Genomic DNA, 24,487 nt, shown 5'->3' on the forward strand with positions numbered 1-24,487 from the left:
CCCGTTGGCGCGGGCGGCGCCTACGGGATATTCGGTTAATCGCGGTTAATCGCGCGTGACGCGCACGACTTCCTCCGCGCTGGTGATACCTTCGCGCACCAGGCGCTCGCCGTCCTCACGCATCAGGTGCATGCCGTTGGCCATCGCCTGGTTGCGGATCTCGGACTCGGGCGCCTGGGCGTGGATCTGGGCGCGGATGGCCTCGTCCACCACCAGCAGCTCAAAGATGCCGGTGCGGCCCCGGTAGCCGCTGGGGTCGCTGTCGTCGATGCGGCGCACCAGGCGCTGGGCCAGCACGCCCAGCAGCGAGGAGGACAGCAGAAACGGCTCGACGCCCATGTCGGTCAGGCGGGTGATGGCACTGGTCGCATCGTTGGTGTGCAAAGTGGCCAATACCAAGTGACCGGTCAGCGAGGCCTGGATGGCGATCTGCGCGGTTTCGAAATCGCGGATTTCACCAATCATGATGATGTCCGGGTCCTGGCGCAGGATGGCGCGCAGCGCCTTGGCAAAGGTCAGGTCGATCTTGGGGTTGACCTGGGTCTGGCCGATGCCCGAGAGCTCGTACTCGATCGGGTCTTCCACCGTCATGATGTTGCCCTGGCTGGCATCGAGCCCGCTGAGCGCCGCATACAAGGTGGTGGTCTTGCCCGAGCCGGTGGGGCCGGTCACCAGCACGATGCCGTGCGGCTGGGTCACCAGTTTTTCAAAGCGCGCCAGCGTTTCGCCCTGCATGCCGACCGAGCCCAGGCTGAGCTTGGATTCGCTCTTGTCGAGCAAACGCAGCACGGCGCGCTCGCCATGGGCGCTGGGCAGGGTGGAGACCCGCACATCGATGGCGCGGGTGCCCAGGCGCAGGCTGATGCGGCCGTCCTGGGGCAGGCGTTTTTCCGAGATGTCCAGATCGGCCATGATCTTGAGGCGCGAGATCAGCGCCGCATGCAGCGCGCGGTGGGGTTGCACCACTTCGCGCAGCGAGCCATCGATGCGAAAGCGCACGCTGGAATGGCGCTCATAGGGCTCGATGTGGATGTCCGAGGCGCCGTCGCGCGCAGCTTGCGTGAGCAGCGCGTTGAGCATGCGGATGATGGGTGCATCGCCAGCCGATTCGAGCAAGTCCTCGACGGCGGGGATGTCCTGCATCATGCGCGAGAGGTCGGTGCCTTCTTCCACCTCGCTGATCACGGTGGCGGCATTGGATTCGCTGTGTGAATAGGCGGCGCTGATGCGCTGGGCCAGTTCGGCATCGTCCAGCTGGGCCAGGTGCTGCACGGGGTACTTGCGCAGCACCTCGGACAGCGCGGAGCCCTGGGGCTGCGCGCCGTGCCACAGCAGGTGCTGGCCGGCATCTTCTTCCAGCAGCAACTGGCTGCTGCGCGCAAAGGCATAGGGCAGGGGGTGGCGCATGGGTTCGGCTCTCTGTGCGCGCTATCAGGGCTCGAAGCGCATGCCTTGCGGCGTCACGGTCAGCGGGCGGGACTCGATCACCGGTGTTTCCGAGTAGCCCAGTGGCGTGCCCGAGGTCTGCTGGCCCATCGGCGTGATGATGGACGAATCGTTGATCGGCACGCGCGTGCTTTGCTCGGGCTGGGCGGCAATCTGCGCGCCTCGCATCAGCTCGTAGCGGTCCATGCTGACCTGCTGGGTGGCGGCGGCATCGCGCATCACCACGGGGCGCAAGAAGACCATCAGGTTGGTCTTCTTGCGCGAGCGGGTGTCACTGCGGAACAGCGCGCCAATGCCGGGGATATCGCCCAGGTAAGGCACCTTCTGCACCGAGCCGGAGTACTGGTCTTGCAGCAGGCCGCCGATCACGATCACCGAGCCGTCGTCCACCAGCACGGTCGATTCGATCGAGCGCTTGTTGGTGGTGGGGCCATTGGCATTGGTGGTCGTGCCGTCAAGCACGTTGGAGGTTTCCTGGTAAATGGTCAGCTTGACGGTGCCGTTGGCATTGATCTGCGGGCGCACGCGCAGGGTCAGGCCCACGTCCTTGCGCTCCACCGTGGTGAAGGGGTTGACGGTGCTGCTGCCCGTGCTGTTGGCGTAGGAGCCGGTGACGAAGGGCACGTTCTGGCCGACCAGGATCTGCGCTTCCTGGTTGTCCAGGGTCAGCAGGTTGGGGGTGGCCAGCACATTGCCATCGGCATTGGTCTGCAGCAGATTGGCCAGCGCGCCCAGCACATACTCGCCGTTGTGCTTGAAGGCGATACCGGCGTTCATGCCGGCGCTGGGCAGGGTGTTGTAGGTGCCATTGGCAATGCCGGCGGCCAGGTTGAACAGGTTGGCCCCGCCCACGGTGAAGTTGTTGCCGATGACGCCGACGACGTTGTTGCCCTGGCCCAGCAGGCTTTGCCACTGCACGCCAAACTGCGCAGCCTTCTCGGCGCTGACTTCGACGATCAGGCTCTCGACCAGCACCTGGGCGCGGCGGCTGTCGAGCTGGTCGATGACCGAACGGATCTGGCGGTACAGCGGCTCCGGTGCAGTGATGATCAGCGAGTTGGTGGCCGTGTCGGCCTGGATGATGCCGCCGGTGGCGCTGCCGCTGTCGCCCGAGGTACCCAACGAGGTGCCGGTGCCCAGGCGCGCGCCCGAGCCCAGGCCACCAGCGCTGCTGTTGCTGGCGCTGTTGCCCAGCGTGCCGCTGGTGCTGCCACCGAGCGAGGTAAGGCCGCTGCGCGTGTTGGTGCTGAGCCCACCGCTGCTGCCGCTGCTCGACAGGTTGGTGGAGGGGCTTGCACTGTTGCCGTCCTGGCCGGCCAGCGCCGCGCGCAAGGTCGTCGCCAGCGCGGTGGCATCGGCATTGCGCAGGTAGACCACATGGATGTTGCCCGAGGCGTTGGCGCCCCGGCTGGGGCTGTCCAGCTTGCCGATCAGCATCTTGGCCTGAGACAGGCGTGCCGGGTTGGCCGCGCGCAGCAGGATGCTGTTGGTGCGCGGGTCGGCCAGCACCGAGGTGCGGTAGGCGTTGTCGGTCTGCGCGGCGCCCGGGGCTGCGCCGGCAGTGGCCGTGCCGCTGGCGGACACGGTCTGGCCGCCTTCCAGCAGGCGCTGCAGCATGGGCACGATGTCGGTGGCCACCGCATGCTCGAGCGGCACCACTTCCACATCGCTGGCGTTGGCCACATCCATCGACGCGATGATGCGCGAGAGGCGCTGCAGGTTGTCGGCGTAGTCGGTGATGACCAGGGAGTTGTTGCCCGGGTTCACATTGATGGTGTTGTTGGGGCTGATCAGCGGACGCAGCACTGGCACCAGGTTGTTGGCGCTCTCGAAGTTGAGCTTGAAGATCTGGGTGACGATCTGGCCGCCACCGGGCACCTGCCCGCCGGCGCCGCCCTGGGTGATGCGCACCGTACCGCCCTGGAGCTTGGCATCGGCCTCGGGCACCACCTTGTAGAGGCCTGCGGCCTCGACCACGGTGTAGTTCTGCAGCCGCAAGGCGGCGAGGAACTGCTCGAACGCAGCCTGGGGCGAGACGGGTTTGTCGGTCACCAGGTTCATCGTGCCCTTGATGCGCGGGTCCACCACCACGCTCTTGCCGGTGATGGTGGCCATCGTGCGCGCGATGGACTCGATGTCGGCATTGGCAAAGTTCAGGGTCACCGGCTCGCCGGGGCGAATGCTGGCAGTGCCGGCGTTGACAGCCGTCTGCGCAAGCGCCGCGCCATTGCCGCCCATTAGAAGGACGCTCGCCGCAATGGAGTGCAGCGCAAATCGATAAATGGGAGAGTGGTAATGCATCATATGTTCAACCAACCGAGAGCAGCACGCGGCTTCCGCTGCGCTGCCCGATCATAGTCAATAGATTTGCGAGAGCCGCCTCGCGCCCTTCGGCGGCCCAGGCTTCCCCCTGAAAACGCAGGCGCTGGCCCACCCATTGGCCCTGGCCTTTGAGCTGGAGCGCGCCATCCAGGGTGGCCAGCTGCAAGCTGGTGCTGTCACCGCCTTGCAGTTGCAGGCGGTAGCTGCCCAGCGGCTGTATCGTCGACAGGCGGGAGGTCACCGCCATCACATCGAGATCGGCGCCGCCTTCGACCTGCAGGCGCCCGGCATTGAGTGCCAGCGACAGATCATGGGTCTTGAGCAGCAGCTGGCCCTGGGGCTGGAGGGTGTTCCAGGGCGTACCCAGACCCACCAGCAGCGATGCCGGCCAGCGGCTTTCATGCGCGCCCAGTTGTACCTTGGCACCGCCCCAATGGGGCTGGATGCGGATGGGCAGGGGCGCGGCCATGCAGCAGCTGGCATTCCAGCGCATGTTCAAGCCCCGCAGGCCGGGGCGCAATGCCCAGTCCACCCGGCCGGGCAGGGCCATCTGGTCGCGGCTGGCCTGTCCGCCGGTCAACACCCACTGGGCGGAACCGTTCCAGACCGTGCCACGCGGCTCGCGCAGCTGCAGCTGGCCCTGGCTGGCCCAGGCCAGGCCTTGCGCCAACCAGTGTGCGGGCGCAAACAGCACCAGCGCGGCCAGGCCGCCCGTGCAGGCGCCCACTGCTGCCCAGCGCCAGGGCGCACGGGCGCTGCCGTGGGGCAGGGTGGGGTTCAGGCGTTGCCGGGCCATGCGCTGTGTGCCGCTTACTGGGCCGGCAATTGCAAGACGATGTTGCCCGACCAGGTGGGCGCGGCAGCGGGGCCTGCGCCCTTGGCCGGCTCGTCGCGGGTCAGGCGCAGCTCGGTGGCAATCGCATGCGCATTGGCCCGCACCTGGCCCAGCCAGCGCTGGGTGGAGGCGGCCGAGGCGCGGCTCAACGTGACCGTCACGCGCTCGCCGAGCACCGTCAGTTTGGCGCTGGTGCCCAGCTGCTGCGTGAGCGAGGCTTCGAGCTGCTGGCGTGCCTGCGTGGCGGTGATCGTAGTGGCCGATTGCAGCTGGCGCGCTTCGGCCTGCAAGGCCTGCATGCGGGCGAGCTGCTGGTCCAGCTGCGCATGTGCGGCGGGCGCGCTGCGCCAGGTCTGCAGCACCGGCGCAATGGCCAGCCACCACAGGAGCGCAATCAGCACCACGCCAGCGGCCAGGCTGACGCCCCGGCGCTCACGCGCATCCAGCGCGCGCCAGCGTTGGCGCAGCAGTTGGGCTGCGGAGGACGAGGCCGCTGCAGATGCCGGCGGGCGGGAGGAGTGTTTCTTCATGGCTGGGCCTGCGCGCGGATGACCCACTGGTCGTTTTGCATCTGGGCCTGCAGGCCCTGGGCTTGCAGTTTCTGGCGGAAGGCATCAAAGCCATCGGTGGGCAGGCCGCGCAGGCGCAGCTCGCCGCCGCTGTATTCGACCGTGCTCGGCACCGTACCTGCGGGCAGGCTGGACAGCGCCTGGCCGGCAGCGGCCAGCAGCGGTTCGGCGTCTGACGGCGACAAGCCGCCCGAGGCCTGGCGCAGGTTGGCGACTTCGCGTGCCATCTGCACGGGCGCATCGACCACGACTTGCACGTTGGGGAAGGCCTGGGTCAAGGTGCTGCGCACCAGTGCGGCCTTGGCCTGCAGCTGCTGGCGCTCTTGCCAGGCCCAGATATTGGCGCCCACCAGGCTGAGCACCACCAGCGCCAGCACGGCCCAGCGCGCCGGGCGCCATGCTGGGGCATGGAGCACATCATTGAGGCCACTGCCCAGGCGCCGTTGCAGGCGGTTGCGCCCACTGTTGGCAAATTCGAGCTGCGCCAGGTCCCAGTCGCTGCGTGCAGCATCGCGCATGGTCTGTGCAGGGCTGTAGAGCTGCACCGGGCGCTGCAGCCAGTGTTCGGCGGTGCTGACCACGGCCGGTTCGGCATGCACGATGCTGTCGGGGCCGAGCGAGGGCAGCAGTGCTGCGCTCTCGCGCGAGACGGGCAGCACCAGCACCGCATCGGCGCTGCCGGTGCCATAGACCACGGCCTGCGCCAGCTCAGGGCTGCCGGTGACCAGGATCTGCGCGCCATCGGGCGACGGCTCGCCCGGCGCATGGCTGGGCACCACGCGGGCTACGGCGCGGCCTGCGGCTTCGAGCACCTGCAGATGCTCGCGCAGCCACTGGCGTGGGCAGCAGGCAACCCAGATCGGTTCGCCCTGGCCGGTGGCACGGGTATCGGGTTGCAACGCGAAGTGCAATTGGGCCGGGTCGTCCAGCAGGCGCTCTTCGAGCAGGCCCTCGAGTACGGCACGCAGCCGGGGCGAGCCCGGGCCCACGCCTTGGGGCAGGCTGACCCGTTGCCACGACAGCAGGGCCGCCGGTACCACGGCCACCACCTCACCGGCGCGGCCAGGTTGGGGCAGCAGGCCGGCGGTGGTGCTGCCTTGCTGGCTGATGGCCACGCCATCCGGAGACAGGGCGTAGCTATAGCTTCCGGCTGCGCTGGGCGCCGTGTCCGGCCCAGCGGCCAGCGGCAGTGAAATCAGTAAGGTACTCATGAGCGTGTTGTGCGCTGCATTGTAGAGGGCTCGGCTTCACCAAACTGCAATACGTTTGTCATCATGTTTCTGTTAGCGCGCCGCTACCGGGTTGCCGCTGCCATCGCCCATCAGGCTGGTGGCCAGCGCGGCACCGCGCTCGCGCACCACCGTCGTTACATTCAGCCCCTGGCGGTAGACCAGGGATTTCTCCTGCACCACCAGGTCGTCAAAGCGCAGGCGTGCCCAGACTTCGAAATACACCGATTTGACATCGAGCAGTGCGTTGGCATTGGTGAGCGCGGTGTTGCTGCTGAAGCGCTGCTGTAGTTCGGCGGTGCTCTCGAAAGCCTTGTTCAGCCGCATCTGGGTGATTTGCTGGGCCGTTGCAAAATCCAGGCCCTCCACGGCGGCCCAGATGACGGTGGCCGAGGCGGTATTGACGTTGACCCTGCTCTCCTGGGGCAGCAGCACCACATAGGGCTCCAGCTGGGTCAGGGTGGACGGCGACAGGCCCCACCAGGCCAGCTCCTTGTAGGTGCGGGGCAGCAGCGGCGCATTGGCGGCCTTGCCCTCGCTGCGCAGCGCGGCCAGCGCCTGCTGGCTGAGGACGGTCAGCTCGGCACCGGGCAGGCCCAGGCGCTCGAACAGGCGCTGGAACTGGCGCAGCGCAACGGTATTGATCTGGTTGTTGGAGACCAGGTTGCGGATGTTGAGGCGCGCCTGGGCATCGACAATCGCGCCCGACAGAAAGGCCTGCGCGGCATCGATGCTGCTGTCATCGGCATTGCTCTGGTTGTTGGAGGCCTGCAAAAAGGTGGACAGGCGCGCTTCGGCCAGCGGCACCGACCAGGGCTCGGACAGCGAATCGGGACCGCCCACGCGCGCATCCTGGCGCAGCACCTGGCGAGAAAAATCCAGACCGCCCAGCAGCAACCAGGCGGCCTGCACGCGGGTGCGCTCGGCGCCCTCGACCTCCAGATTGCGCCATTGCTGCCAGACGGCGCTGGCGGCAATGGTGGCCACCAGGGTGACGGTGAGCATGGCGGCCAGCAGTGCTGCACCGCGCTGGCCGCGAGCGGGGATGCGGAGCGGCTTCATGATTTGTTGCCCGACACGATGGGGTTGACCCAGTCGTTGGTGATGACGCCCGACAGCGCGCCCGGTGCAGGCAGCTCCAGGCGCAGGCGGATGCCATCGGGCAGCGCCACCGTCGTGGGGTTGTTGGCATCGGTCTGGGGATTGGCGCCCTGGCTGGACAGCGGGTTGCTCCAGCTGTTGCCCCGGAAATACAGCAGCTGCCAGCCGCTGATGGGCATCAGCACGGTTTGCTGCGGGCCGCCGTCGCCGGAATTGTTGGTGATGGCGCTGTTGGTGACGGCATGGGCGGCCATGTCCCAGGCCTGCTGCCATTGCTGCAGATCACGCACTGGCGAGGATTGCCAGCGCACCCAGTAGTCGCGGTTGCCCAGGCGGCGCTGGGCCCAGCTGACGACGCGCAGGCCTTGCTCGTTGATGTCGCTGCTGCGGCGCGTGAGCCGCAGCACGCGGCCATCCCAGTCCAATGGGGTGGTGCTGGAGACGCGCTCGATGCCATGGAGGTCGGTGTTCCACTGCGACAGTGCAGCCTGCACCACCATCACCTCTTCGCTGTAATCGCGGGCCTGCTGCTGGGCGCGCACCATGCCATCGATGCCGCGCCAGCTGGCAATGGTCATCACCGCCAGGATGGAGATGGCGATCAGCAGCTCGATCAGGGTAAAGCCCTGGCTGCGCTGCTGACTGAAACGGGGGGAGCGCTGCATCAGTACCTCCCCACGATGGTGCTGAGGCGCAGCAAAGGTGCGCCACCGGAGAACACATGGGCATCGATGCGGCGGAAATCCGGGTTCGGCGTGGCAAACACGCCCACGCGCACATCAAACAGGCGGCCGGCCTGCTCGCAGGCCACGCTGGTGGTGCCCAGCCCGGGCAGTTGCTGGGAGAGGCGCGCGGCGATCAGCTGGTTTTCGGCGCAGATCTGCGCGAGCATCACATCGCTTTGGCGCCCTGCGGTCTGGGTCAGCGCGTTCATCGCCTTGCCGCCGGCGAGCAAGGCGATCGCGACAATGGCGAGCGCGACCAGCACCTCGATCAGGGTGAAGCCGGAGTGGGGCGAGGACTTGCTGCGCACGCGGTGCTTGTCGGGAAAGGGTTCAGGGGGCCTGCAGCGCAAAGGGGCGCACACCATCGGTGGCCACGGCAATGCTGCCCGCGCTGCGGTTGGGGTAGGCCAGCACCACCGTCTGGGGGCCGATCAGTGCCTCAGGCCCCAGGATGATATCGCCACTGCTGCGCACTGCCACCGGCGGATGCAGCCAGGCGCCCTGGCGGGTGCCGCCTTGCAGGCCTTCGATCACAAAGCCCTGGCTGTCAGCCCGCCAGCGCACCGGCTGGCCGCTGGCGCGGGACTGGGCCCGGGCGGCCTCCAGCTGCGCGGCCAGGCGCTGGCCTTCGCGCTGAAGCTGGTCCTGGCTGTTGTCGCCCATCGCAAACACCACGCCGGCGCTGGCCAGCGCCATCAACGTGATGACGACCAGCAGCTCCATCAAGGTAAAGCCGCGCTGGCGGCGCGGCTGGAGGGGGTATGCAAGGGGGCGGGGCATGGAGGCCGGAGAGCGGGGCAGCGGGAAAAGGCAGAAAGCAGGGATCAGGCGGGCTTATTGCCAGCTGCCGATGTCGGCATTGTTGCCTTCACCGCCCGCCTGGCCATCGGCGCCAAAGCTCATCACATCGACCTCGCCTTTGACGCCAGGGTTCAGGTACTGGTAGGGGTGGCCCCAGGGGTCATTGGGCAGCTTTTCCAGATAGGGCTTCCAGTTCATCGGCGCGGGGCCGGAGGTGGGGCGGTTGATCAGCGCAGCCAGGCCTTGCTCGGCGGTGGGGTAGCGCTGGTTGTCCAGCCGGTAGCGCTTGAGCGCGCCGCTGATGTTGGTGATATCGGTGCGTGCGGCGGTCACGCGGGCCTCGTCGGCAGCGCCAATCACGTTGGGCACGATCAGCGCAGCCAGCACGCCGATGATGACCAGCACCACCATCAGCTCGATCAGGGTAAAGCCGCGCTGGAGGTTGGCTTGGATGCGGCGTGCAGCAGACTGCGGGCGTAAGGAAAACATCATGCTCTCAGGTCTCAGGGGGCAAAGTGGTGAAACTGACATCTGGGTGCATCATAATCTGCGAATGGTGACACTATCACGCAACCCCTGGTCTCCTCGGTTGGCGGCCGGCCTTTTGTGGGCTGGCGCTGCGGCATTGGCGGTGTTCTGGGGGCTCAAGCTGTCGGCGCCGCGCCAGGTGCTGTCGGCCCCCCAGGCCGGTGGACCTGCCCCGGTGCAGGTCGATGGCGCCGCGATGGCGCGCCTCTTGGGCGTGCAGGATGGCGCGCCCGTTGCGGCGCCCGCTGCCCCCACCCGCTGGCGCCTGCTGGGCGTGATGGTGGGCAAGGACAGTGGCGGAGGCGCTGCCGTCATCGCCGTCGATGACCAGCAAGCCAAGGTGTTCCGTGTGGGCGCGACCGTTGCCGATGGCCTGGTGCTGCAGGCGCTGCGCAGCGATGCACCGCGTGCGGTGAGCCTGGGCGCTGGTGTCGATGGCCCGGCCGCTGTCACCATCAACCTGCCTGCGTTGCGCCCGGTGGATGCCGTGGCTGCGCCGGTCCCGGCTACCGCACCCAATACCGTGGCTGCGGCCCCGCAAGCGGCTGCTTCTGTGCCAGCGCCTGTGCCGGCCACAGCGGCGAATGTGGACCGCAGCACGGGTTCGCTGCGCGACTGATCGCAGGCGCTTTACGTAAAAGTTTGTTGGGCGCTGGCAGTAGCGGTCAAAGATCGCCGAACAGCGGCAATCGGAGCCATTCCCCATAAGCGAGTTTGACCGAGGGCCAGTCCTTGGCCAGCGGCAGCCGTTGGCCCCTGGTCAGCAGCCAATGCGCGCATTGCGCGACACCCGCGTGGCTGATCCAGAGAACGGGCTGGCCGGTTTCCCGCGCATGCTGGCGCGCGGCATCCAACGCACGCGTGATGCGCGCCATCATCGTGGCCAGCGATTCGCCGCCGCCTGGCGCATAGGCCATGAAGTCGGCCGTCCAGGCCTGCATCTCCTCGCGGGCAATGCCATCCCAGCGCTGGCCTTCCCAGGCGCCAAAGTCCATTTCTGCCAGATCGTTGCAGGCGCGCAGCTGGAATGCCGGTGCCTGCGTCTGCAAGGCGGCGGCCAGCTGCGTGCAGCGCTGCAGCGGGGAGTGCCAGACGGTGCCGGCCGGCAGCGCCTCGGCCGTCCAGGCGCTTTGCAGCGCTTGTGCGGCGGCGGCGGTGGCCTTGTCGTCGGCAGCCATGTCCGTGCGGCCGTAGCAGACGCCCGGCGCCACCAGCGGCTGGGCATGGCGCTGCAGCCACAGCGCGCTCATGCCAGCGCCTGGGCCAGCCAACTGCCGGCAGGGCCCAGCGACAGCGCTGCACCCAGGTAGAACGCGATTTCGCTGACCTGTTCAGCAGCGCCCAGGCCATCGCCGGTAAAGCCTTGCAGGCGGCGCTGCAGCCACTGGCGCATCCACAGCGCAGCGGCGGCGCTGAGCACCAGCGCCAGCAGCAGCACCACCCAGCCTTGGGCCAGGCCCAGCAGCAACGCGGCAGGCAAGGACCAGGCTACGCAGCAAGCCAGGCCTTTGCGGCTGATAAAGGCCGCCAGCGGCTTGCTTTTGGACGAGGCGCTGTCGCCCACATGGGGCAGGCTGCGCACCACAAACATGGGCCAGAGGCGGGCGATGACATGGGCGGCCACCAGGCTTGCCATGGCCAGCGCCAGGCTGTGGCTGGCGAGCAGCGCGATCAGGGCCGTCTTGCCGAGCACGGCCAGCACCATGGCCATTGCGCCATAGGCACCGATGCGCGAGTCTTTCATGATCTCCAGCGCGCGCTCACGCTGGTGGCTGCCGCCCAGGCCATCGACCACATCGCTCAAACCATCCTCATGGAAGCAGCCGGTGAGCAGCACGGTGGCCAAGGTGCTGAGCACCGCAGCGGCCAGTGGGCTGTAGCCGTTGCCAGACGGCAGCAGCAGGCTGCTGGCGGCCAGCACACCGGCGGCCACCAGGCCCACGATCCAGCCCACACCGGGGAAATGGCCGGCGCTGGCGCGCAGCATCTCGGGGCTGTAACCCACCCAGTCGCCCAGCTTGCCGGTGATCGGAATGCGGGTGAAAAACTGCACCGCCAACAGAAAATGGCGCAAGGCTTGCATGCTGCGGGTGGGGTGGTTGGGCTTTAAGCCTGCAGGAACAAGCGGTAGGCCGGGTTCTGGGTCTCTTCGATCCAGGGGTAGCCCAGGTTGTTCAGGAACTGCTCAAAGCTGTGCGAATCTTCCTTGGGCACCTGCATGCCGACAAGGATGCGCCCATAGTCTGCGCCCTGGTTGCGGTAGTGGAACAGCGAGATGTTCCAGTTCGGGGCCATCAGGCTCAGGAACTTGAACAGTGCGCCGGGCCGCTCGGGGAAGATGAAGCGCAGCAGGCGCTCGTCCTGCGCGAGCTGCGAGCGCCCGCCGACCATATGGCGCACATGCTCCTTGGCCAGCTCGTCAAAGGTCAGGTCCAGCGCTTCAAAGCCGTTTTTCTGGAAGTTGCGGCAGATCTTTTCCGACTCGCCCTTGCTGTTGGTTGAAATGCCAACAAAGACATGGGCGCGCCGGTCATCGCTGATGCGGTAGTTGAATTCGGTCACGCTGCGTGCGCCACCGGGCAGGTTGCCAATGACTTCGCAGAAACGCTTGAAGCTGCCGCGCTCCTCCGGAATGGTGACGGCAAACAGCGCTTCCTTTTCCTCGCCCACATCGGCGCGCTCGGCGACGAAGCGCAGGCGGTCGAAATTCATGTTGGCGCCGCTCAGGATCGCGGCATAGGTCTCGCCCTTGGTCTTGTTCCTGGCCACATACTGCTTGATGCCGGCCACGGCCAGTGCGCCCGAGGGCTCGACGATGGAGCGGGTGTCGACAAAGATGTCCTTGATCGCAGCGCAGACGGCATCGGTGTCGACCGTGATGTATTCATCGACCAGGCCATGGGCAACGCGGAAGGTTTCCTCGCCCACCAGCTTGACGGCGGTGCCATCGGCAAACAGGCCCACATCGTTCAGTGCCACGCGCTTGCCTTCGCGGGCCGACTGGATCATCGCGTCCGAATCGTTCATCTGCACGCCGATGACCTTGATCTCGGGCCGTACGGCCTTGATGTAGTTGGCCACCCCGGCGATCAGGCCGCCGCCGCCAATCGCGACAAAGACCGCATTGAGCGGCGAGGAGCCGATTTTCTGCACCTGGCGCATGATCTCCATCGCGATCGTGCCCTGGCCGGCGATCACATCAGGGTCATCGAAAGGATGGACAAAAGTCAGGCCTTGTTCCTTTTGCAGCGTCAACGAGTGCTCGTAGGCATCGCTGAAGCTCTCACCCATCAGCACCACCTCACCCCCCAGGCCCTTGACGGCATCGACCTTGACCTGCGGCGTCGTGGTCGGCATCACAATGACGGCACGGGTGCCCATGCGGCTGGCCGACAGCGCCACACCCTGGGCATGGTTGCCTGCCGAGGCGCAAATGACACCCGCCTTGAGCTGTTCGGCCGTCAGATGGGCCATCTTGTTATAGGCACCCCGCAGCTTGAAGCTGAATACCGGCTGCTGGTCTTCGCGCTTGAGCAGCACCTTGTTGTGCAGGCGGCGGCTGAGGTTCTTGGCCGAGTCCAGGCTGGATTCAATGGCCACGTCATAGACACGCGCAGTGAGAATTTTCTTCAGGTAATCGGCCGGCGTCAGCGCGGCAGCAGTCTTGGTGGGCATAGGGATGCACGCTAGAGAAATGAGGCAACGAGAAGGTAGCGCATGCGGATGGCGCGCCTGGTTGATGCGCCAGCCCGCAAGACATGCGCGGGTGGCGGCATGGGCGGGGGTGGCGGGCATCAGGTGATCGAAAGACCGATGCACTATAACCGCTGGCGTTCACTGGAGCGGACCGGCAGTGGATTTGCGCCAGCGACGGGCAGAAAAAAAGCCCCTGATGTGAATCAGGGGCTTGAAACCACCATTTGAGAGGTGGAGGAGACAACTTGCAAGCTACATCCAGCAGTTTTGGCATCGCCTGGCTGTGGAGCAGCAGATGGGTCCAAGTATAGCGATGTTTCTGCTGCGATGCAGCAAAATAATGCCCGCAACCATTTTTTTCTCCAATGCTGTTGATAGACAGCAACAAATAGCAGGGGTGAGGGCAGATCTGCCACACTTGTGGCGTCTGATTTTTGGAGAGATGCAATGGAATGCACGGTGACGTGGACGGGTGCGAGCGGCGCCCGCTCGGGAATGGGCTTTGTGGCAGAGACCGGCAGCGGCCATGTGGTGGCCATGGATGGCGCGCCCGACGCGGCCAACCCGGCCAACGGCGGCCAGAACTTCGCGGCCCGCCCGATGGAGCTGCTGCTGGCCGGCACCGGCGGCTGCACGGCCTATGACGTGGTGCTGATCCTCAAGCGCGGCCGCCACGATGTGAAAAACTGCACCGTGGCCCTGAAGGCCGAGCGCGCCGACACCGAGCCCAAGGTGTTCACCAAGATCCATATGCAGTTCACCGTCACCGGCAAGGGCATTCCGCCAGCGGCCGTGGAACGCGCGATCGCGATGAGCCACGAGAAATACTGCTCGGCCAGCATCATGCTGGGCAAGACGGCCGAGATCACCACGGGGTTTGACATGGTGGAAGGCTAAGCAGGGGTGTTGACATTCCGCAATGCCCCTGGGGCAGCTGTGCAGGATGTCAACTGGCCTTGTAGTTCGATGTAAAAAAGGCGACAATTGACGCCTTATATGAATCAATCTCTGATTGCCTTGCTGTTGCCGGAGTACCGGCGACGTGTCCTGGGGCTGTTGCTGCTGCACCCTGATACGCAGCTGCACGGGCGAGAAATTGCCAGACGCACGGGGCTTCCGGCGGGCACCATCACCCGAGAACTTGGCAAGCTCACGTCGGTGGGCTTGTTGCAACGAGAAAAACGGGGCAACCAACAGCTGTACCGCGCAGACAAGGGCTGCCCTGTTTTTACAGAGCTGGCCAGTATCTTGCGCAAGACATCAGGCGTGGCCGATGTGTTGGCAACCGCCCTGGCGCCTGTTGCAGACAAGATCGATGTGGCCTTTATCTATGGTTCTGTGGCGCGCGGAAAAGAGACTGCGGGCAGCGACATTGACCTGATGCTGGTCGGTCAACTAGGATTTGACGAGGCGGTGCAGTTGCTGTGGCCGCTTCAAGCCGAGTTGGGCAGAGAGATCAATCCGCACGTGCTGGACCAGCAAGAGTTCGCAGCGCGCTCCCAAGAGGCGTTCATGCGCGATGTGCTGTCCAAACCCAAGATCTTTGTGATGGGGAGCGACGATGAGCTTGCAAAACTTGGTCGGCATCAGTCTTGAGACCGTCGAGCCCAATGCGCAGCAAGTGCGGTCTTTGCTCGCTGCGGCCGACCGCAACATTGCCGACGCACACCTCACCGGCTTAAGCGAAGAAAACCAGTTTGATGCTGCCTATAAGGCTATCATGCAGTTGGCCATGCTGGGCCTGATTGCCAATGGCTACCGCCCACTGACCAGCAAACCCGGCCACCACCAGACCGCCATCCAGACGCTCGCGCTTACTGTGCAGTGGCCCAGTCAGAAGATCTGGCCGCTGGACGCCTTGCGCAAGCAGCGCAATTTGACGGACTACTCAGGAGACTTGGTGACCCAGGCAGCGGTAGACAGCTGTCTGACCAATGCCATGGCCTTGCGGGGCCATGTGCATGCCTGGCTGCTGGCGCAGCGGCCTGACTGGTTGGCTTAAGAATGCTTGCCGGCCGCCTCAGAGGCGGCCTTCCATCCTTCTCTATATATGGTGCGCCGTCACCGTCATCACCTTGGAGGCGATCTTCATCAGCATCCGGGCGGGCAGGGGCACGGGCAGGGCGCCGGCGTCCACCGCCGCGGCGGCATGGCGCTCTTCGTCGGCTTTCATCTGGCTGACGACGGCGCGCGAAGGTGCGTCGTGTGCGGGCAACAGCTCCAGGTGCGATTGCAGGTGCAAGGACACCTGGTTCTCGGTCTCTTCGACAAAACCCAGGCTGGCGCGGTCGCTGACCGTGGCGGCCACGGTGCCAATCACGAAAGCGCCGGCAAACCACAGCGGGTTGAGCAGGCTGGGGCGCTCGCCCAGATCCTGCAGGCGCTGGTGGGTCCAGGCTAGGTGGTCCATTTCTTCCTGGGCGGCGTCCAGCAGGTGTTCGCGCAGATGCGCGTCGCGGGTGACCATGGCCTGGGCGGTGTAGAGCGCCTGTGCGCAGACCTCGCCCACATGGTTGACACGCATATAGGAAGCGGAGAGCTTCTTCTCCTCAGGACTGAGATCGGGCTCGTCCATGCCCGTGGCAGGCGAAGGGGTGGCCGCACGGGGTGTTGCAAACAGGGTGCGCAGCGCAGTATCTGCTGCGCAAAGGAGTCGTTCTTGCATAGGGTGTCATGCTAACCAGTAGAATACACCCCGCTGCAAACATGGCGAATCTCCTCTGAAACGGCTTGTTTTGCAGCAAATTTTTTGTCGAAAAATTGGACGGCGGCTGACATTCGTTAAACGTTGCACTCAAGCAACGATTTACAGCGAATAGGTCCTCAAGTGGGGGAATTTGTTTGCGCAACCGCCTGCGGTCTGTTGAAATAGAGAGAACTTCCACACTAGGAGGTTGGCGCGGGAGCAGGTAGAAGTTGTGCAGAACCGTGAGGCTGACATCAACCCCCCCGTACCAGCGCCGTCTGTTAAACCTTGGAGTAACTCGCAATGAAAAAATCTCTTGTTGCCTTGGCAGTGCTGGCCGCTTCCGGCGCCGCAATGGCTCAATCTTCCGTGACCCTGTTCGGTATCGTTGATGCTGGCGTGACCTACGCTAAGACCAGCGGTGGCGAAAGCAACTACGGTCTGACCAACTCCGGTAACGCCACCAGCCGTCTGGGCTTCCGCGGCGTGGAAGATCTGGGTGGCGGTCTGAAGGCTGGTTTCTGGCTGGAAGGCGCAATCCAGAACGACAGCGGTACCGCTTCCGGCGGCGGCGCTGCAGGTCCTGGCTTCGAGTTCAAGCGTCGTTCCACCGTGTCCCTGATGGGCAACTTCGGTGAAGTGCGTCTGGGTCGTGAACTGACCGCAGCTTACAACACCGTGTCTGGCTACGACGTGTTCGGCCAAGTTGGTATCGGCCAAAACTTCAGCTTCGGCAACGGCACCTACGGCTTCGGCGACCCAGTTCGCGTGGGCAACATGGTTTCGTACTACACCCCTAACATGTCCGGCTTCACCGCTGGCGTGAACTACGGCTTCGGCGAAACCGCTGGCGACAGCTCCGCTAAGCGTTACATCGGCGTGTCCGCTGGTTACAACAACGGCCCTCTGAGCGCCGGTATTGCTTACGACCAGCAAAACGATCCAACGACCAGCTTCGAAAAGGCTCAAGGTCTGGGTCTGGGCGCTGCTTACAACTTCGGCGCTTTCAAGCTGTCGGGTCTGATCCGTCAAGTGCAAAGCACCCCAGTGGGTGGTGGCAGCAAGGCTAAGTTCCAGTCCGCTGGTCTGGGCGCAACGGCTGCTGTCGGCGCTGCTGGCGAAGCACGTCTGGCTTACAACTACTACGACAACAAGGAAATCGAAGGCAAGGCTCACCAGCTGTCGCTGGGCTATGTCCACAACCTGTCGAAGCGCACCGCTCTGTACGGCACCTACGCTTTCCTGAAGAACCAGAAGAGCGAAACCATGAGCCTGTCGGCTAACGGCCTGGGCATCGACCCAGCCCGCGCTGGCAAGAACCAAAACGCTATCACCGTTGGTGTGCGTCACGCTTTCTAATGAATGGCTAGGGTTTCCTAGCTACTCAACCTGAAAAGCAAAAAGCCCGTCGAAAGACGGGCTTTTTTTATGCCTGCGCGAGCCACGCGCACCGCACTGGCCAAGGCCGCGCACCGCCATCGTTGCGGGAGCACCAATGGTGCTCGCCGCTGCAGCTTGAATGCCCCCGCAGCGCGCTGGGGCTGGGCGCAAGGCGTCAGATTGGCGCTTGATCCTGGGCTTTGTTCCTTTCTGCCAACGTTGAGAAGGTACTGCCAGGTACCTTGTTGCAGCCTTCCTACAGGCCGCACGCTGTATCGCTGTTGATAGCCCCCAAGATGCCGCTGTACCGCGTTCCACCAGCAGCCTGCGTTGGCGTCGCTCATCGCCCTGCTGTGCAGGCATTTTCAGTTTTGCCAGAAGAAGCCGTGTTTTGCCCGACAAAACACCTGCTTTTGCCGGTCACCTAGCAGAAATAAGCCGGACTCGGGAATATCCCCTGCTTGGGGGAAGCACCATGCGGAAGATCGGTTCCTTGCGGCATAGTGGGGCACTACTATTCTGCGAGGACTTATGAAACAGCCTTCTCTTGCTCTGGTTGCGATAGCGGTAGCCACCGTTTTGTCAGCTGGCGTGGCCCAGGCCAAGCCCTTCAAATGGGCCAGCCAGGCCGACGTCGCCAGCTGGGATATCCATGCGCAAAACAATGGCCTGCACAACGCCATTCACCCTTACGTCTACGAGACCCTGGTCACCTATAACAGCAAGACCTTCCAGGTCGAGCCGCTGCTGGCTACCTCGTGGAAAGAAATCACCCCCAAGCAGATGCGCTTTGCATTGCGCCAGGGCGTGAAGTTCCAGGACGGATCGAGCTTCACCGCCGATGATGCGGTGTTCTCGATCACGCGTGCGATGGCCAAGACCTCGAACTATGGCCCCTTTGTGCAGGGCATCGAGAAGGTCGTCAAGGTCGATGACGCGACCATCGACGTCTTCATGGTGGACCCCAACCCGGTGCTGCTGCGCCAGATGACCGAGCTGCGCATGATGAGCAAGGCCTGGTCCGAGAAGAACAAGTCCACTGAACCAATGGACATCAAGAAGTCCGACGAGAATTTTGCCCACCGCAATGCGATGGGCACGGGGCCTTTCATCCTCGAATCCTGGCAGCCCGATGTACGCATGGTGCTCAAGAAGAACCCCAACTGGTGGGGACAGATGCCGGGCAATGTGACCTCGATCACCTATACCCCGATCAAGTCGGCGCCTACCCGCATGGCGGCGCTGCTGTCGGGTGAAGTGGACATGGTGCTCGATCCCACACCCCAGGACCTGAACCGCCTGCGCGCCAGCCCGGATCTGAAGATCCTCGAAGGCCTGGAGAACCGTACGATTTTCTTCGGCATGGACCAGTTCCGCGACGAGCTGCCCGGGTCGAACGTCAAAGGCAAGAACCCGCTCAAGGACCAGAAGGTGCGCCAGGCGCTGTACCAGTCCATCGATATCCAGGCGATCACCAAGACCATCCTGCGTGGCCTGGGCAAACCCACCGGCACCCTGGTGGCACCTCAGGTCAACGGCTGGACCGAGGCAGTCGGTCAGCGTCTGCCCTATGACCAGGAGGCCGCCAAGAAGCTGCTGGTCCAAGCGGGTTACCCCGATGGTTTTGAGGTGGACTTTGCCTGCCCCAACAACCGCTATATCAGCGACGAGGCGATCTGCCAGGCGGTCACCGCGATGTGGGCCAAGGTGGGGGTCAAGGCCAAGCTGCGCACCTTGCCGATGGTCACCTACTTCCCGATGATCCAGCGCAACGAAGCGAGCATCTACATGCTGGGTTGGGGCGTGCCTACCTTCGACTCGCTCTACAGCCTGCAGTCGCTGGTGCGCACCGTCGGCAAGGGCGGCGACGGAAACTACAATGTCGGCCGCTACAGCAATGAGCGCATGGACTACCTGGTCGATCGCGTCAAAACGGAAACCGACCAGCCCGTGCGCACCCGCATGCTGACCGAGGGCTTGCAGCTGTCCAACGACACGGTCTCCCACCTGCCGCTGTATGACCAGGTGATCCCCTGGGCGATGAAGAAGAACATCGACCTGGTGCACCGTGCTGACAACCGGGTCGACATCAAGCTGGTGACGGTCCGCTGACCAGCGGCGAGCCGTTTGCAGGCCTGCCGCCCGAAGGGGTGGCAGGCTGTTCCATAAAAAGCGAAAGAAGAATAGGCAGACAACACGGGTGCTGGGGATCCTCTGCAGAGCCCTCGCCAAAATGGGATGGACACGGATCGGGACGAGACGCCAGCGGCTCGCCCGGGCTTGCGTTCAGACCATGGCGGAGCGTTTTGCAAAGGGTCCTGGGCACCTTCCCTCTGTTTGTCACGATGAGAGTCAGCCATGTTTGCATTCATATTGCGCCGATTGATACAGGCGGTGATCGTGATGATCGCCGTGGCGTTCATCTCCTTCATGTTGTTCCAGTATGTCGGTGACCCGGTCACCTTCCTGCTGGGCCAGGATGCCACCCCCCAGCAAATTGCCGAGTTGCGCAGCGCACTGGGGCTGGACAAACCCTTTTTCGTGCAGTTCTGGCACTTTCTAGTGAATGCCGCCCAGGGCGAGTTCGGCATCAGCCTGCGCCAGGGTGCCAAGGTCTCCTCACTGATTGCCGAGCGCTTCCCGGCGACCTTTGAACTGGCCATGGTCGCCGCGTTGCTGGCCCTGGTCATCGGCGTGCCGATGGGCGTGTATGCGGCGCTGCGCCGTGGCAGCTTCATGAGCCAGGTGTTCATGACCTTGTCCCTGCTGGGCGTGTCCTTGCCCACCTTCCTGATCGGCATCTTGCTGATCCTGATCTTCTCGGTGCACCTGGGCTGGTTCCCGAGCTTTGGCCGTGGCACGACGATGCAGCTGGGCTTTTGGAGCACCGGCCTGCTGAGCGCCAAGGGCTGGCACCACATCATCCTGCCGGCCATCACGTTGGCGGTGTTCCAGCTCACGTTGATCATGCGCCTGGTGCGTGCCGAGATGCTGGAGGTGCTGCGCACCGACTACATCAAGTTTGCCAAGGCCCGGGGTCTGAGCAACCGCACCATCTACTTTGGCCACGCACTGAAGAACACGCTGGTGCCGGTGATGACCATCACCGGTCTGCAGCTGGGCGGCCTGATTGCCTTCGCGATCATCACCGAGACCGTGTTCCAGTGGCCCGGTATGGGGCTGCTGTTCATCCAGGCGGTCACCTTTGCCGATATCCCCGTCATGGCCGCCTACCTGTGCCTGATTGCGCTGATTTTTGTCGTGATCAACCTCGTGGTCGATCTGTTGTATTTCGCTGTCGACCCGCGCCTGCGCGTCGAGAAATCGGGAGGGCACTGAGATGCCACGTCTGCCTTACAGCGCGAGCTCGCGCGCCTTTTCTCACCTGGCCCAGATCCATCCGGAGCTGACGGCCTTCCGCCGTGACCTGCATGCCAACCCGGAGCTGGGTTTCGAAGAAAAATACACCGCCGCCCGCGTGAGTGAGGCCTTGCGCCTCTGCGGAGTGGACGAGATCCACCAAGGCATCGGCAAGACCGGCGTGGTCGGTGTGATCCGTGGCCACAAGCACGGCAGCGGCCGCATGATCGGCCTGCGGGCCGACATGGATGCGCTGCCGATCACCGAGCAGGGCAACTGCAGCTGGCGTTCGGGCAAGCAGGGGCTGATGCATGCCTGCGGCCATGACGGCCACACGGCGATGCTGGTGGGCGCGGCCCGCTATCTGGCCGAGACCCGCAACTTTGACGGCACCGCCGTGCTGATCTTCCAACCGGGCGAGGAAGGTTATGCCGGTGCGCGCGAAATGATCCAGGACGGCCTGTTCGAGCGCTTTCCGGTCGATTCGGTCTATGCGATGCACAACTGGCCGGCGATGCGCCAGGGCATGATCGGCATCAACCCGGGCGCGATGATGGCGGCGGCCGACCGCATCCAGATCAATATCACCGGCAAGGGCGGGCATGGCGCGCACCCCTACCAGACCAACGATGTGGTGCTGGCGTCGGCCCACCTGATCACCGCGATCCAGTCCATCGTCTCGCGCAATGTGCGCGCGATCGATTCCGCCGTCATCAGCATCTGTGCAGTGCAATCCGGTGACCTGGCTGCGTTCAGCGTGACGCCGGGCTCCTCGACCCTGGTGGGCACGGTGCGCACTTTCAACCCCGATGTGCAGAACATGGTCGAGCGCCGGCTGGGCGAGCTGTGCCAGGCGCTGGGCCTAGCCTTTGGCGTGAACGCGCAGCTGCAGTACGAGCGCTCGTACCCCGCCACCATCAATACGCCCGAAGAGGCCCTCTTTGCCGGTGATGTCGCCTCCGAGCTGGTCGGCGAAGCGCTGGTGGTGCGCGACATGGATCCGAGCATGGGCGCCGAGGACTTCTCCTTCATGCTGCAGCAAAAGCCGGGGGCCTATCTGCGCCTGGGACAGGCCGTCGGTGACGACATCATCCCACTGCACAACAACCGCTATGACTTCAATGACGATGTGCTGCCGCTGGGGGCAGCGCTGCATGCCGGCATCGTCGAGCGTGGCATGCCACTTGCATTGGGCTGAGGCCTCGGCACCCGGCTCCTCCAGAGCCGGATTTCACAAAAAGGGGAAAACATGAAGCACACGATGAGCAAGACCTTGTGGGTATCGATGTTGGCTGCCGCCTATGTTTCCGCCGGCGCGCAGACCGTGCGCATCGGTTCCCAGGGCGATGCGCTGTCCATGGACCCGCATTCCTTCAACGAGACGGTACAGCTGAGCGTGACCGGCAATGTCTACGAGCCGCTGGCCGGCCGCAACAAGGATCTGAGCCTGCGCCCGGTCCTGGCCACCCAATGGGAGCAGACCTCGCCCACGGTCTGGCGCTTTACCTTGCGCAAGGGTGTGCAGTTCCATGATGGCACGCCGTTCACGGCCGATGATGTGGTGTTCTCGATGATGCGCACGCAGCTCGAGGGCTCGGACATGAAGTCCTACACCAACCCGATCAAGGAGACCCGCAAGGTCGACGACTACACGGTCGATATCGAGACCAAGGATCCGGCCCCGATCCTGCCGAGCATGATCTCGCAGGTCTACATCATGAGCAAGGCCTGGTCCGAGGCCAACAATGCCGTCAACCCGGTGGACCGCCGCAAGGGCATCGAGAACACGGCATCGTTCAAGGCCAATGGCACCGGGCCGTACCGCGTGCGCGAGCGCCAACCCAATGTGCGCACCGTCTTCAACCGCAGCGCCAACTACTGGGACAAGATCGACGGCAATGTGCAGGAGGTGGTCTACACGCCAGTCGCCAACGACGCCACCCGCGTGGCGGCGCTGCTGTCGGGCCAGGTCGATGTGATCGATCCGGTGCCGGTGCAGGATCTGGACCGCGTGGCCAACACGGGCAGCACCCGCGTGGTGTCCGGGCCAGAGCTGCGCGCCATCTTCATGGGCATGGACCAGAAGCGCGATGAGCTGCTGAACGCCAGCGTCAAGGGCAAGAACCCGTTCAAGGACAAGCGCGTGCGCCAGGCCTTCTACCAAGCCATCGATATCGAAGGCCTGCACAAGCAGGTGATGCGCGGGGCATCGAGCAATCTGGCCACCTTGATCGGCAAGGGCGTCAATGGCTACGCCGAAGACATCAAGCGCCTGCCCTACGATCCTGCCGCCGCCAAGAAGCTGCTGACCGAGGCGGGCTACCCGGATGGCTTTTCGCTGACCTTGAACTGCTCGAACGACCGCTACATCAACGACAGCCGCATCTGCCAGGCCGTGTCTGCCAACCTGGCCAAGATCGGCATCAAGGTGCAGCTCAATGCCGAGACCAAGGGCACCTATTTCCCGCGCATCATGCGCCATGAAACCGCCTTCTACATTCTCGGCTGGACGCCATCGACCTACGACGCACACAACCCGCTGCTGGCCCTGATGAACTGCAATGACGGCAAGGGTGCGGGCGCGTTCAACTACGGCAACTACTGCAACCCCAAGGTCGATGCGCTGACCCGCCAGGTGCAGTCCGAGACCGATACGGCCAAGCGCAACCAGGCGATCCACGAAGCGCTGCAGACCGTAGCCGAAGACGTGGGCTACCTGCCGCTGCACCAGCAGTTCATGAACTGGGGTGTCAGCAAGAACGTGGAGCTGGTGCAGATGGCCGATGGCTTCATGCCCTTCAAGTGGATGACGGTGAAGAAGTAAATGCCCGGGCCGCTGCGCTGCAGCGGCCAGCGATTAGAGAGAGAAGATGACGATGAAAAACCGAATCAGGCGCTGGATGGACAGCGATGTGGGCTACAGCTTTCGCAACTCGCCCACGGCCATCGTGGCGGCCCTCATTGCGGCGGTATGCGTGTTCTGCGCGCTGTTTGCCGGCTGGGTGGCGCCCCACAACCCCTTTGACCTGACCACCCTGGAGCTGAGCGATGCGCGCATTCCGCCGGTCTGGAGCGAAGAGGGCGGCTGGAAGTACATCCTGGGCACCGACGACCAGGGCCGCGACATTCTGTCGGCGCTGATGTATGGCGCGCGCATTTCGCTGATCGTCGGCCTGGCCTCGGTGGCCTTGTCCGTGGTGGTCGGTGTGGGCCTGGGCCTGCTTGCCGGCTTCAAGGGCGGCTGGATCGATTCGGTGCTGATGCGCCTGTGCGATGTGATGCTGTCCTTCCCGGCCATTCTGGTGGCCTTGCTGATCGCAGGTGTCGGCCGCGCGGTGTTTCCCAATGCCAACGAATCGCTGGCCTTTGGCGTGCTGATCCTCTCGATCTCGCTGACAGGCTGGGTGCAGTATGCGCGCACGGTGCGCGGCTCCACGATGGTGGAGCGCAACAAGGAATATGTGCAGGCCGCCCGCGTTACCGGCGTGGCGCCGCTGCGCATCATGGTCAAGCATGTGCTGCCCAATGTGCTGGGCCCCGTCATGGTGCTGGCCACTATCCAGGTGGCGACGGCCATCATCACCGAGGCGACCCTGTCCTTCCTGGGCGTGGGCGCACCGCCCACCTCGCCATCGCTGGGCACTCTGATCCGCGTGGGCAATGACTACCTGTTCTCCGGTGAGTGGTGGATCACGATCTTCCCGGGCCTGATGCTGGTGCTGATCGCGCTGTCGGTCAACCTGCTGGGCGACTGGCTGCGCGATGCGCTCAACCCGCGCCTGCGTTGATGGTGCGGACACAAGACGAAC

At 64.5% G+C, this 24,487-nt stretch carries 24 protein-coding genes; 10 read left to right on the forward strand and 14 right to left on the reverse strand.

All coding sequences use genetic code 11. The annotated features are described in order from the left end of the window. Positions 1-45: 45 nt before the first annotated feature. The 10 genes from AB7A72_RS09705 to gspG all read right to left on the reverse strand — a co-directional run bounded on the left by AB7A72_RS09705 (position 46) and on the right by gspG (position 9,520). A complete protein-coding gene (locus tag AB7A72_RS09705; protein ID WP_369459775.1) occupies positions 46-1,407 on the reverse strand; it encodes a GspE/PulE family protein in 1,362 nt (453 codons plus the stop codon). Between the two features lie 24 nt (positions 1,408-1,431). Further along, the gene (gene gspD / locus AB7A72_RS09710) at positions 1,432-3,750 is read right to left on the reverse strand and encodes a type II secretion system secretin GspD (protein WP_407064965.1); all 2,319 of its coding nucleotides are present in this window, start codon (positions 3,748-3,750) and stop codon (positions 1,432-1,434) included. A 4-nt stretch (positions 3,751-3,754) separates the two neighbouring features. Next, the gene (gspN, locus tag AB7A72_RS09715; protein WP_369459777.1) at positions 3,755-4,564 is read right to left on the reverse strand and encodes a type II secretion system protein N; all 810 of its coding nucleotides are present in this window, start codon (positions 4,562-4,564) and stop codon (positions 3,755-3,757) included. 14 nt (positions 4,565-4,578) lie between these two features. Further along, positions 4,579-5,133 carry a type II secretion system protein GspM gene (gene gspM, locus AB7A72_RS09720; protein ID WP_312833992.1) on the reverse strand — a complete coding sequence of 185 codons (555 nt, stop codon included), beginning with the start codon at positions 5,131-5,133 and terminating at the stop codon, positions 4,579-4,581. Beyond that, a complete protein-coding gene (gene gspL / locus AB7A72_RS09725) occupies positions 5,130-6,383 on the reverse strand; it encodes a type II secretion system protein GspL (protein WP_369459778.1) in 1,254 nt (417 codons plus the stop codon). Before gspL ends, gspM begins: the two co-directional genes overlap by 4 nt. 72 nt (positions 6,384-6,455) lie before the next feature. After that, positions 6,456-7,463 (reverse strand): type II secretion system minor pseudopilin GspK, encoded by a 1,008-nt coding sequence (gene gspK, locus AB7A72_RS09730; RefSeq protein ID WP_312412294.1) that lies wholly within the window; start codon positions 7,461-7,463, stop codon positions 6,456-6,458. Further along, positions 7,460-8,167 carry a prepilin-type N-terminal cleavage/methylation domain-containing protein gene (locus tag AB7A72_RS09735; RefSeq protein ID WP_369459779.1) on the reverse strand — a complete coding sequence of 236 codons (708 nt, stop codon included), beginning with the start codon at positions 8,165-8,167 and terminating at the stop codon, positions 7,460-7,462. The genes gspK and AB7A72_RS09735 overlap by 4 nt, the downstream gene beginning before the upstream one ends. Further along, positions 8,167-8,592, reverse strand: a complete 426-nt coding sequence (gene gspI, locus AB7A72_RS09740) for a type II secretion system minor pseudopilin GspI (RefSeq protein WP_239809395.1) — start codon at positions 8,590-8,592, stop codon at positions 8,167-8,169. The genes AB7A72_RS09735 and gspI overlap by 1 nt, the downstream gene beginning before the upstream one ends. Further along, positions 8,558-9,007, reverse strand: a complete 450-nt coding sequence (locus tag AB7A72_RS09745) for a pilus assembly FimT family protein (protein ID WP_369459780.1) — start codon at positions 9,005-9,007, stop codon at positions 8,558-8,560. The genes gspI and AB7A72_RS09745 overlap by 35 nt, the downstream gene beginning before the upstream one ends. 54 nt (positions 9,008-9,061) lie before the next feature. Beyond that, positions 9,062-9,520, reverse strand: a complete 459-nt coding sequence (gene gspG / locus AB7A72_RS09750) for a type II secretion system major pseudopilin GspG (RefSeq protein ID WP_312833986.1) — start codon at positions 9,518-9,520, stop codon at positions 9,062-9,064. A gap of 61 nt (positions 9,521-9,581) precedes the next feature. On the opposite strand from gspG, the gene AB7A72_RS09755 reads away from it, so the two are divergent. Further along, positions 9,582-10,175 carry a type II secretion system protein N gene (locus tag AB7A72_RS09755; protein WP_369459781.1) on the forward strand — a complete coding sequence of 198 codons (594 nt, stop codon included), beginning with the start codon at positions 9,582-9,584 and terminating at the stop codon, positions 10,173-10,175. Positions 10,176-10,221: 46 nt separating this feature from the next. On the opposite strand, the gene AB7A72_RS09760 is transcribed toward AB7A72_RS09755, so the two are convergent. Genes AB7A72_RS09760 through ilvA form a run of 3 tightly spaced genes read right to left on the reverse strand, consistent with a single transcriptional unit; the run spans position 10,222 to position 13,231 of the window. After that, positions 10,222-10,806, reverse strand: coding sequence for a histidine phosphatase family protein (locus AB7A72_RS09760; RefSeq protein WP_369459782.1), 585 nt, complete (start codon positions 10,804-10,806; stop codon positions 10,222-10,224). Next, positions 10,803-11,639 (reverse strand): adenosylcobinamide-GDP ribazoletransferase, encoded by an 837-nt coding sequence (gene cobS / locus AB7A72_RS09765; RefSeq protein WP_369459783.1) that lies wholly within the window; start codon positions 11,637-11,639, stop codon positions 10,803-10,805. The genes AB7A72_RS09760 and cobS overlap by 4 nt, the downstream gene beginning before the upstream one ends. A 23-nt stretch (positions 11,640-11,662) precedes the next feature. Further along, positions 11,663-13,231, reverse strand: a complete 1,569-nt coding sequence (gene ilvA / locus AB7A72_RS09770) for a threonine ammonia-lyase, biosynthetic (RefSeq protein WP_239809390.1) — start codon at positions 13,229-13,231, stop codon at positions 11,663-11,665. A gap of 468 nt (positions 13,232-13,699) precedes the next feature. Here ilvA and AB7A72_RS09775 point away from each other — a divergent pair, with 468 nt between their 5' ends. The 3 genes from AB7A72_RS09775 (at position 13,700) to AB7A72_RS09785 (ending at position 15,254) form a co-directional block, all read left to right on the forward strand. After that, complete coding sequence (locus AB7A72_RS09775; protein ID WP_369459784.1) at positions 13,700-14,149, forward strand: OsmC family protein; 450 nt, start codon at positions 13,700-13,702, stop codon at positions 14,147-14,149. Between the two features lie 99 nt (positions 14,150-14,248). Continuing rightward, positions 14,249-14,848 carry a MarR family transcriptional regulator gene (locus tag AB7A72_RS09780; RefSeq protein ID WP_312412328.1) on the forward strand — a complete coding sequence of 200 codons (600 nt, stop codon included), beginning with the start codon at positions 14,249-14,251 and terminating at the stop codon, positions 14,846-14,848. After that, positions 14,814-15,254 (forward strand): DNA-binding protein, encoded by a 441-nt coding sequence (locus AB7A72_RS09785; RefSeq protein WP_239809387.1) that lies wholly within the window; start codon positions 14,814-14,816, stop codon positions 15,252-15,254. Before AB7A72_RS09780 ends, AB7A72_RS09785 begins: the two co-directional genes overlap by 35 nt. Positions 15,255-15,296: 42 nt before the next feature. Here AB7A72_RS09785 and coq7 read toward each other — a convergent pair whose 3' ends face one another. Beyond that, the gene (coq7, locus tag AB7A72_RS09790; RefSeq protein WP_239809386.1) at positions 15,297-15,917 is read right to left on the reverse strand and encodes a 2-polyprenyl-3-methyl-6-methoxy-1,4-benzoquinone monooxygenase; all 621 of its coding nucleotides are present in this window, start codon (positions 15,915-15,917) and stop codon (positions 15,297-15,299) included. Between the two features lie 324 nt (positions 15,918-16,241). Between coq7 and AB7A72_RS09795 the strand changes: the two genes are divergently transcribed. From AB7A72_RS09795 to AB7A72_RS09820, 6 genes are all read left to right on the forward strand, one after another. Beyond that, a complete protein-coding gene (locus tag AB7A72_RS09795) occupies positions 16,242-17,297 on the forward strand; it encodes a porin (RefSeq protein ID WP_239809385.1) in 1,056 nt (351 codons plus the stop codon). Between the two features lie 552 nt (positions 17,298-17,849). Beyond that, positions 17,850-19,430 carry an ABC transporter substrate-binding protein gene (locus AB7A72_RS09800; protein ID WP_312527423.1) on the forward strand — a complete coding sequence of 527 codons (1,581 nt, stop codon included), beginning with the start codon at positions 17,850-17,852 and terminating at the stop codon, positions 19,428-19,430. Positions 19,431-19,676: 246 nt separating this feature from the next. Continuing rightward, positions 19,677-20,657 (forward strand): ABC transporter permease, encoded by a 981-nt coding sequence (locus AB7A72_RS09805; protein ID WP_133857713.1) that lies wholly within the window; start codon positions 19,677-19,679, stop codon positions 20,655-20,657. A 1-nt stretch (position 20,658) separates the two neighbouring features. Further along, positions 20,659-21,876: a M20 aminoacylase family protein gene (locus AB7A72_RS09810; protein ID WP_239809383.1), complete on the forward strand. Its 1,218-nt coding sequence runs from the start codon at positions 20,659-20,661 to the stop codon at positions 21,874-21,876. Between the two features lie 51 nt (positions 21,877-21,927). Beyond that, positions 21,928-23,502 (forward strand): ABC transporter substrate-binding protein, encoded by a 1,575-nt coding sequence (locus AB7A72_RS09815; RefSeq protein ID WP_369459785.1) that lies wholly within the window; start codon positions 21,928-21,930, stop codon positions 23,500-23,502. A 52-nt stretch (positions 23,503-23,554) separates the two neighbouring features. Next, positions 23,555-24,466, forward strand: coding sequence for an ABC transporter permease (locus AB7A72_RS09820; protein ID WP_239809381.1), 912 nt, complete (start codon positions 23,555-23,557; stop codon positions 24,464-24,466). Positions 24,467-24,487: the final 21 nt, after the last annotated feature.

This window comes from Comamonas sediminis, assembly GCF_041107495.1.
GTDB lineage: Bacteria > Pseudomonadota > Gammaproteobacteria > Burkholderiales > Burkholderiaceae_C > Comamonas > Comamonas sediminis.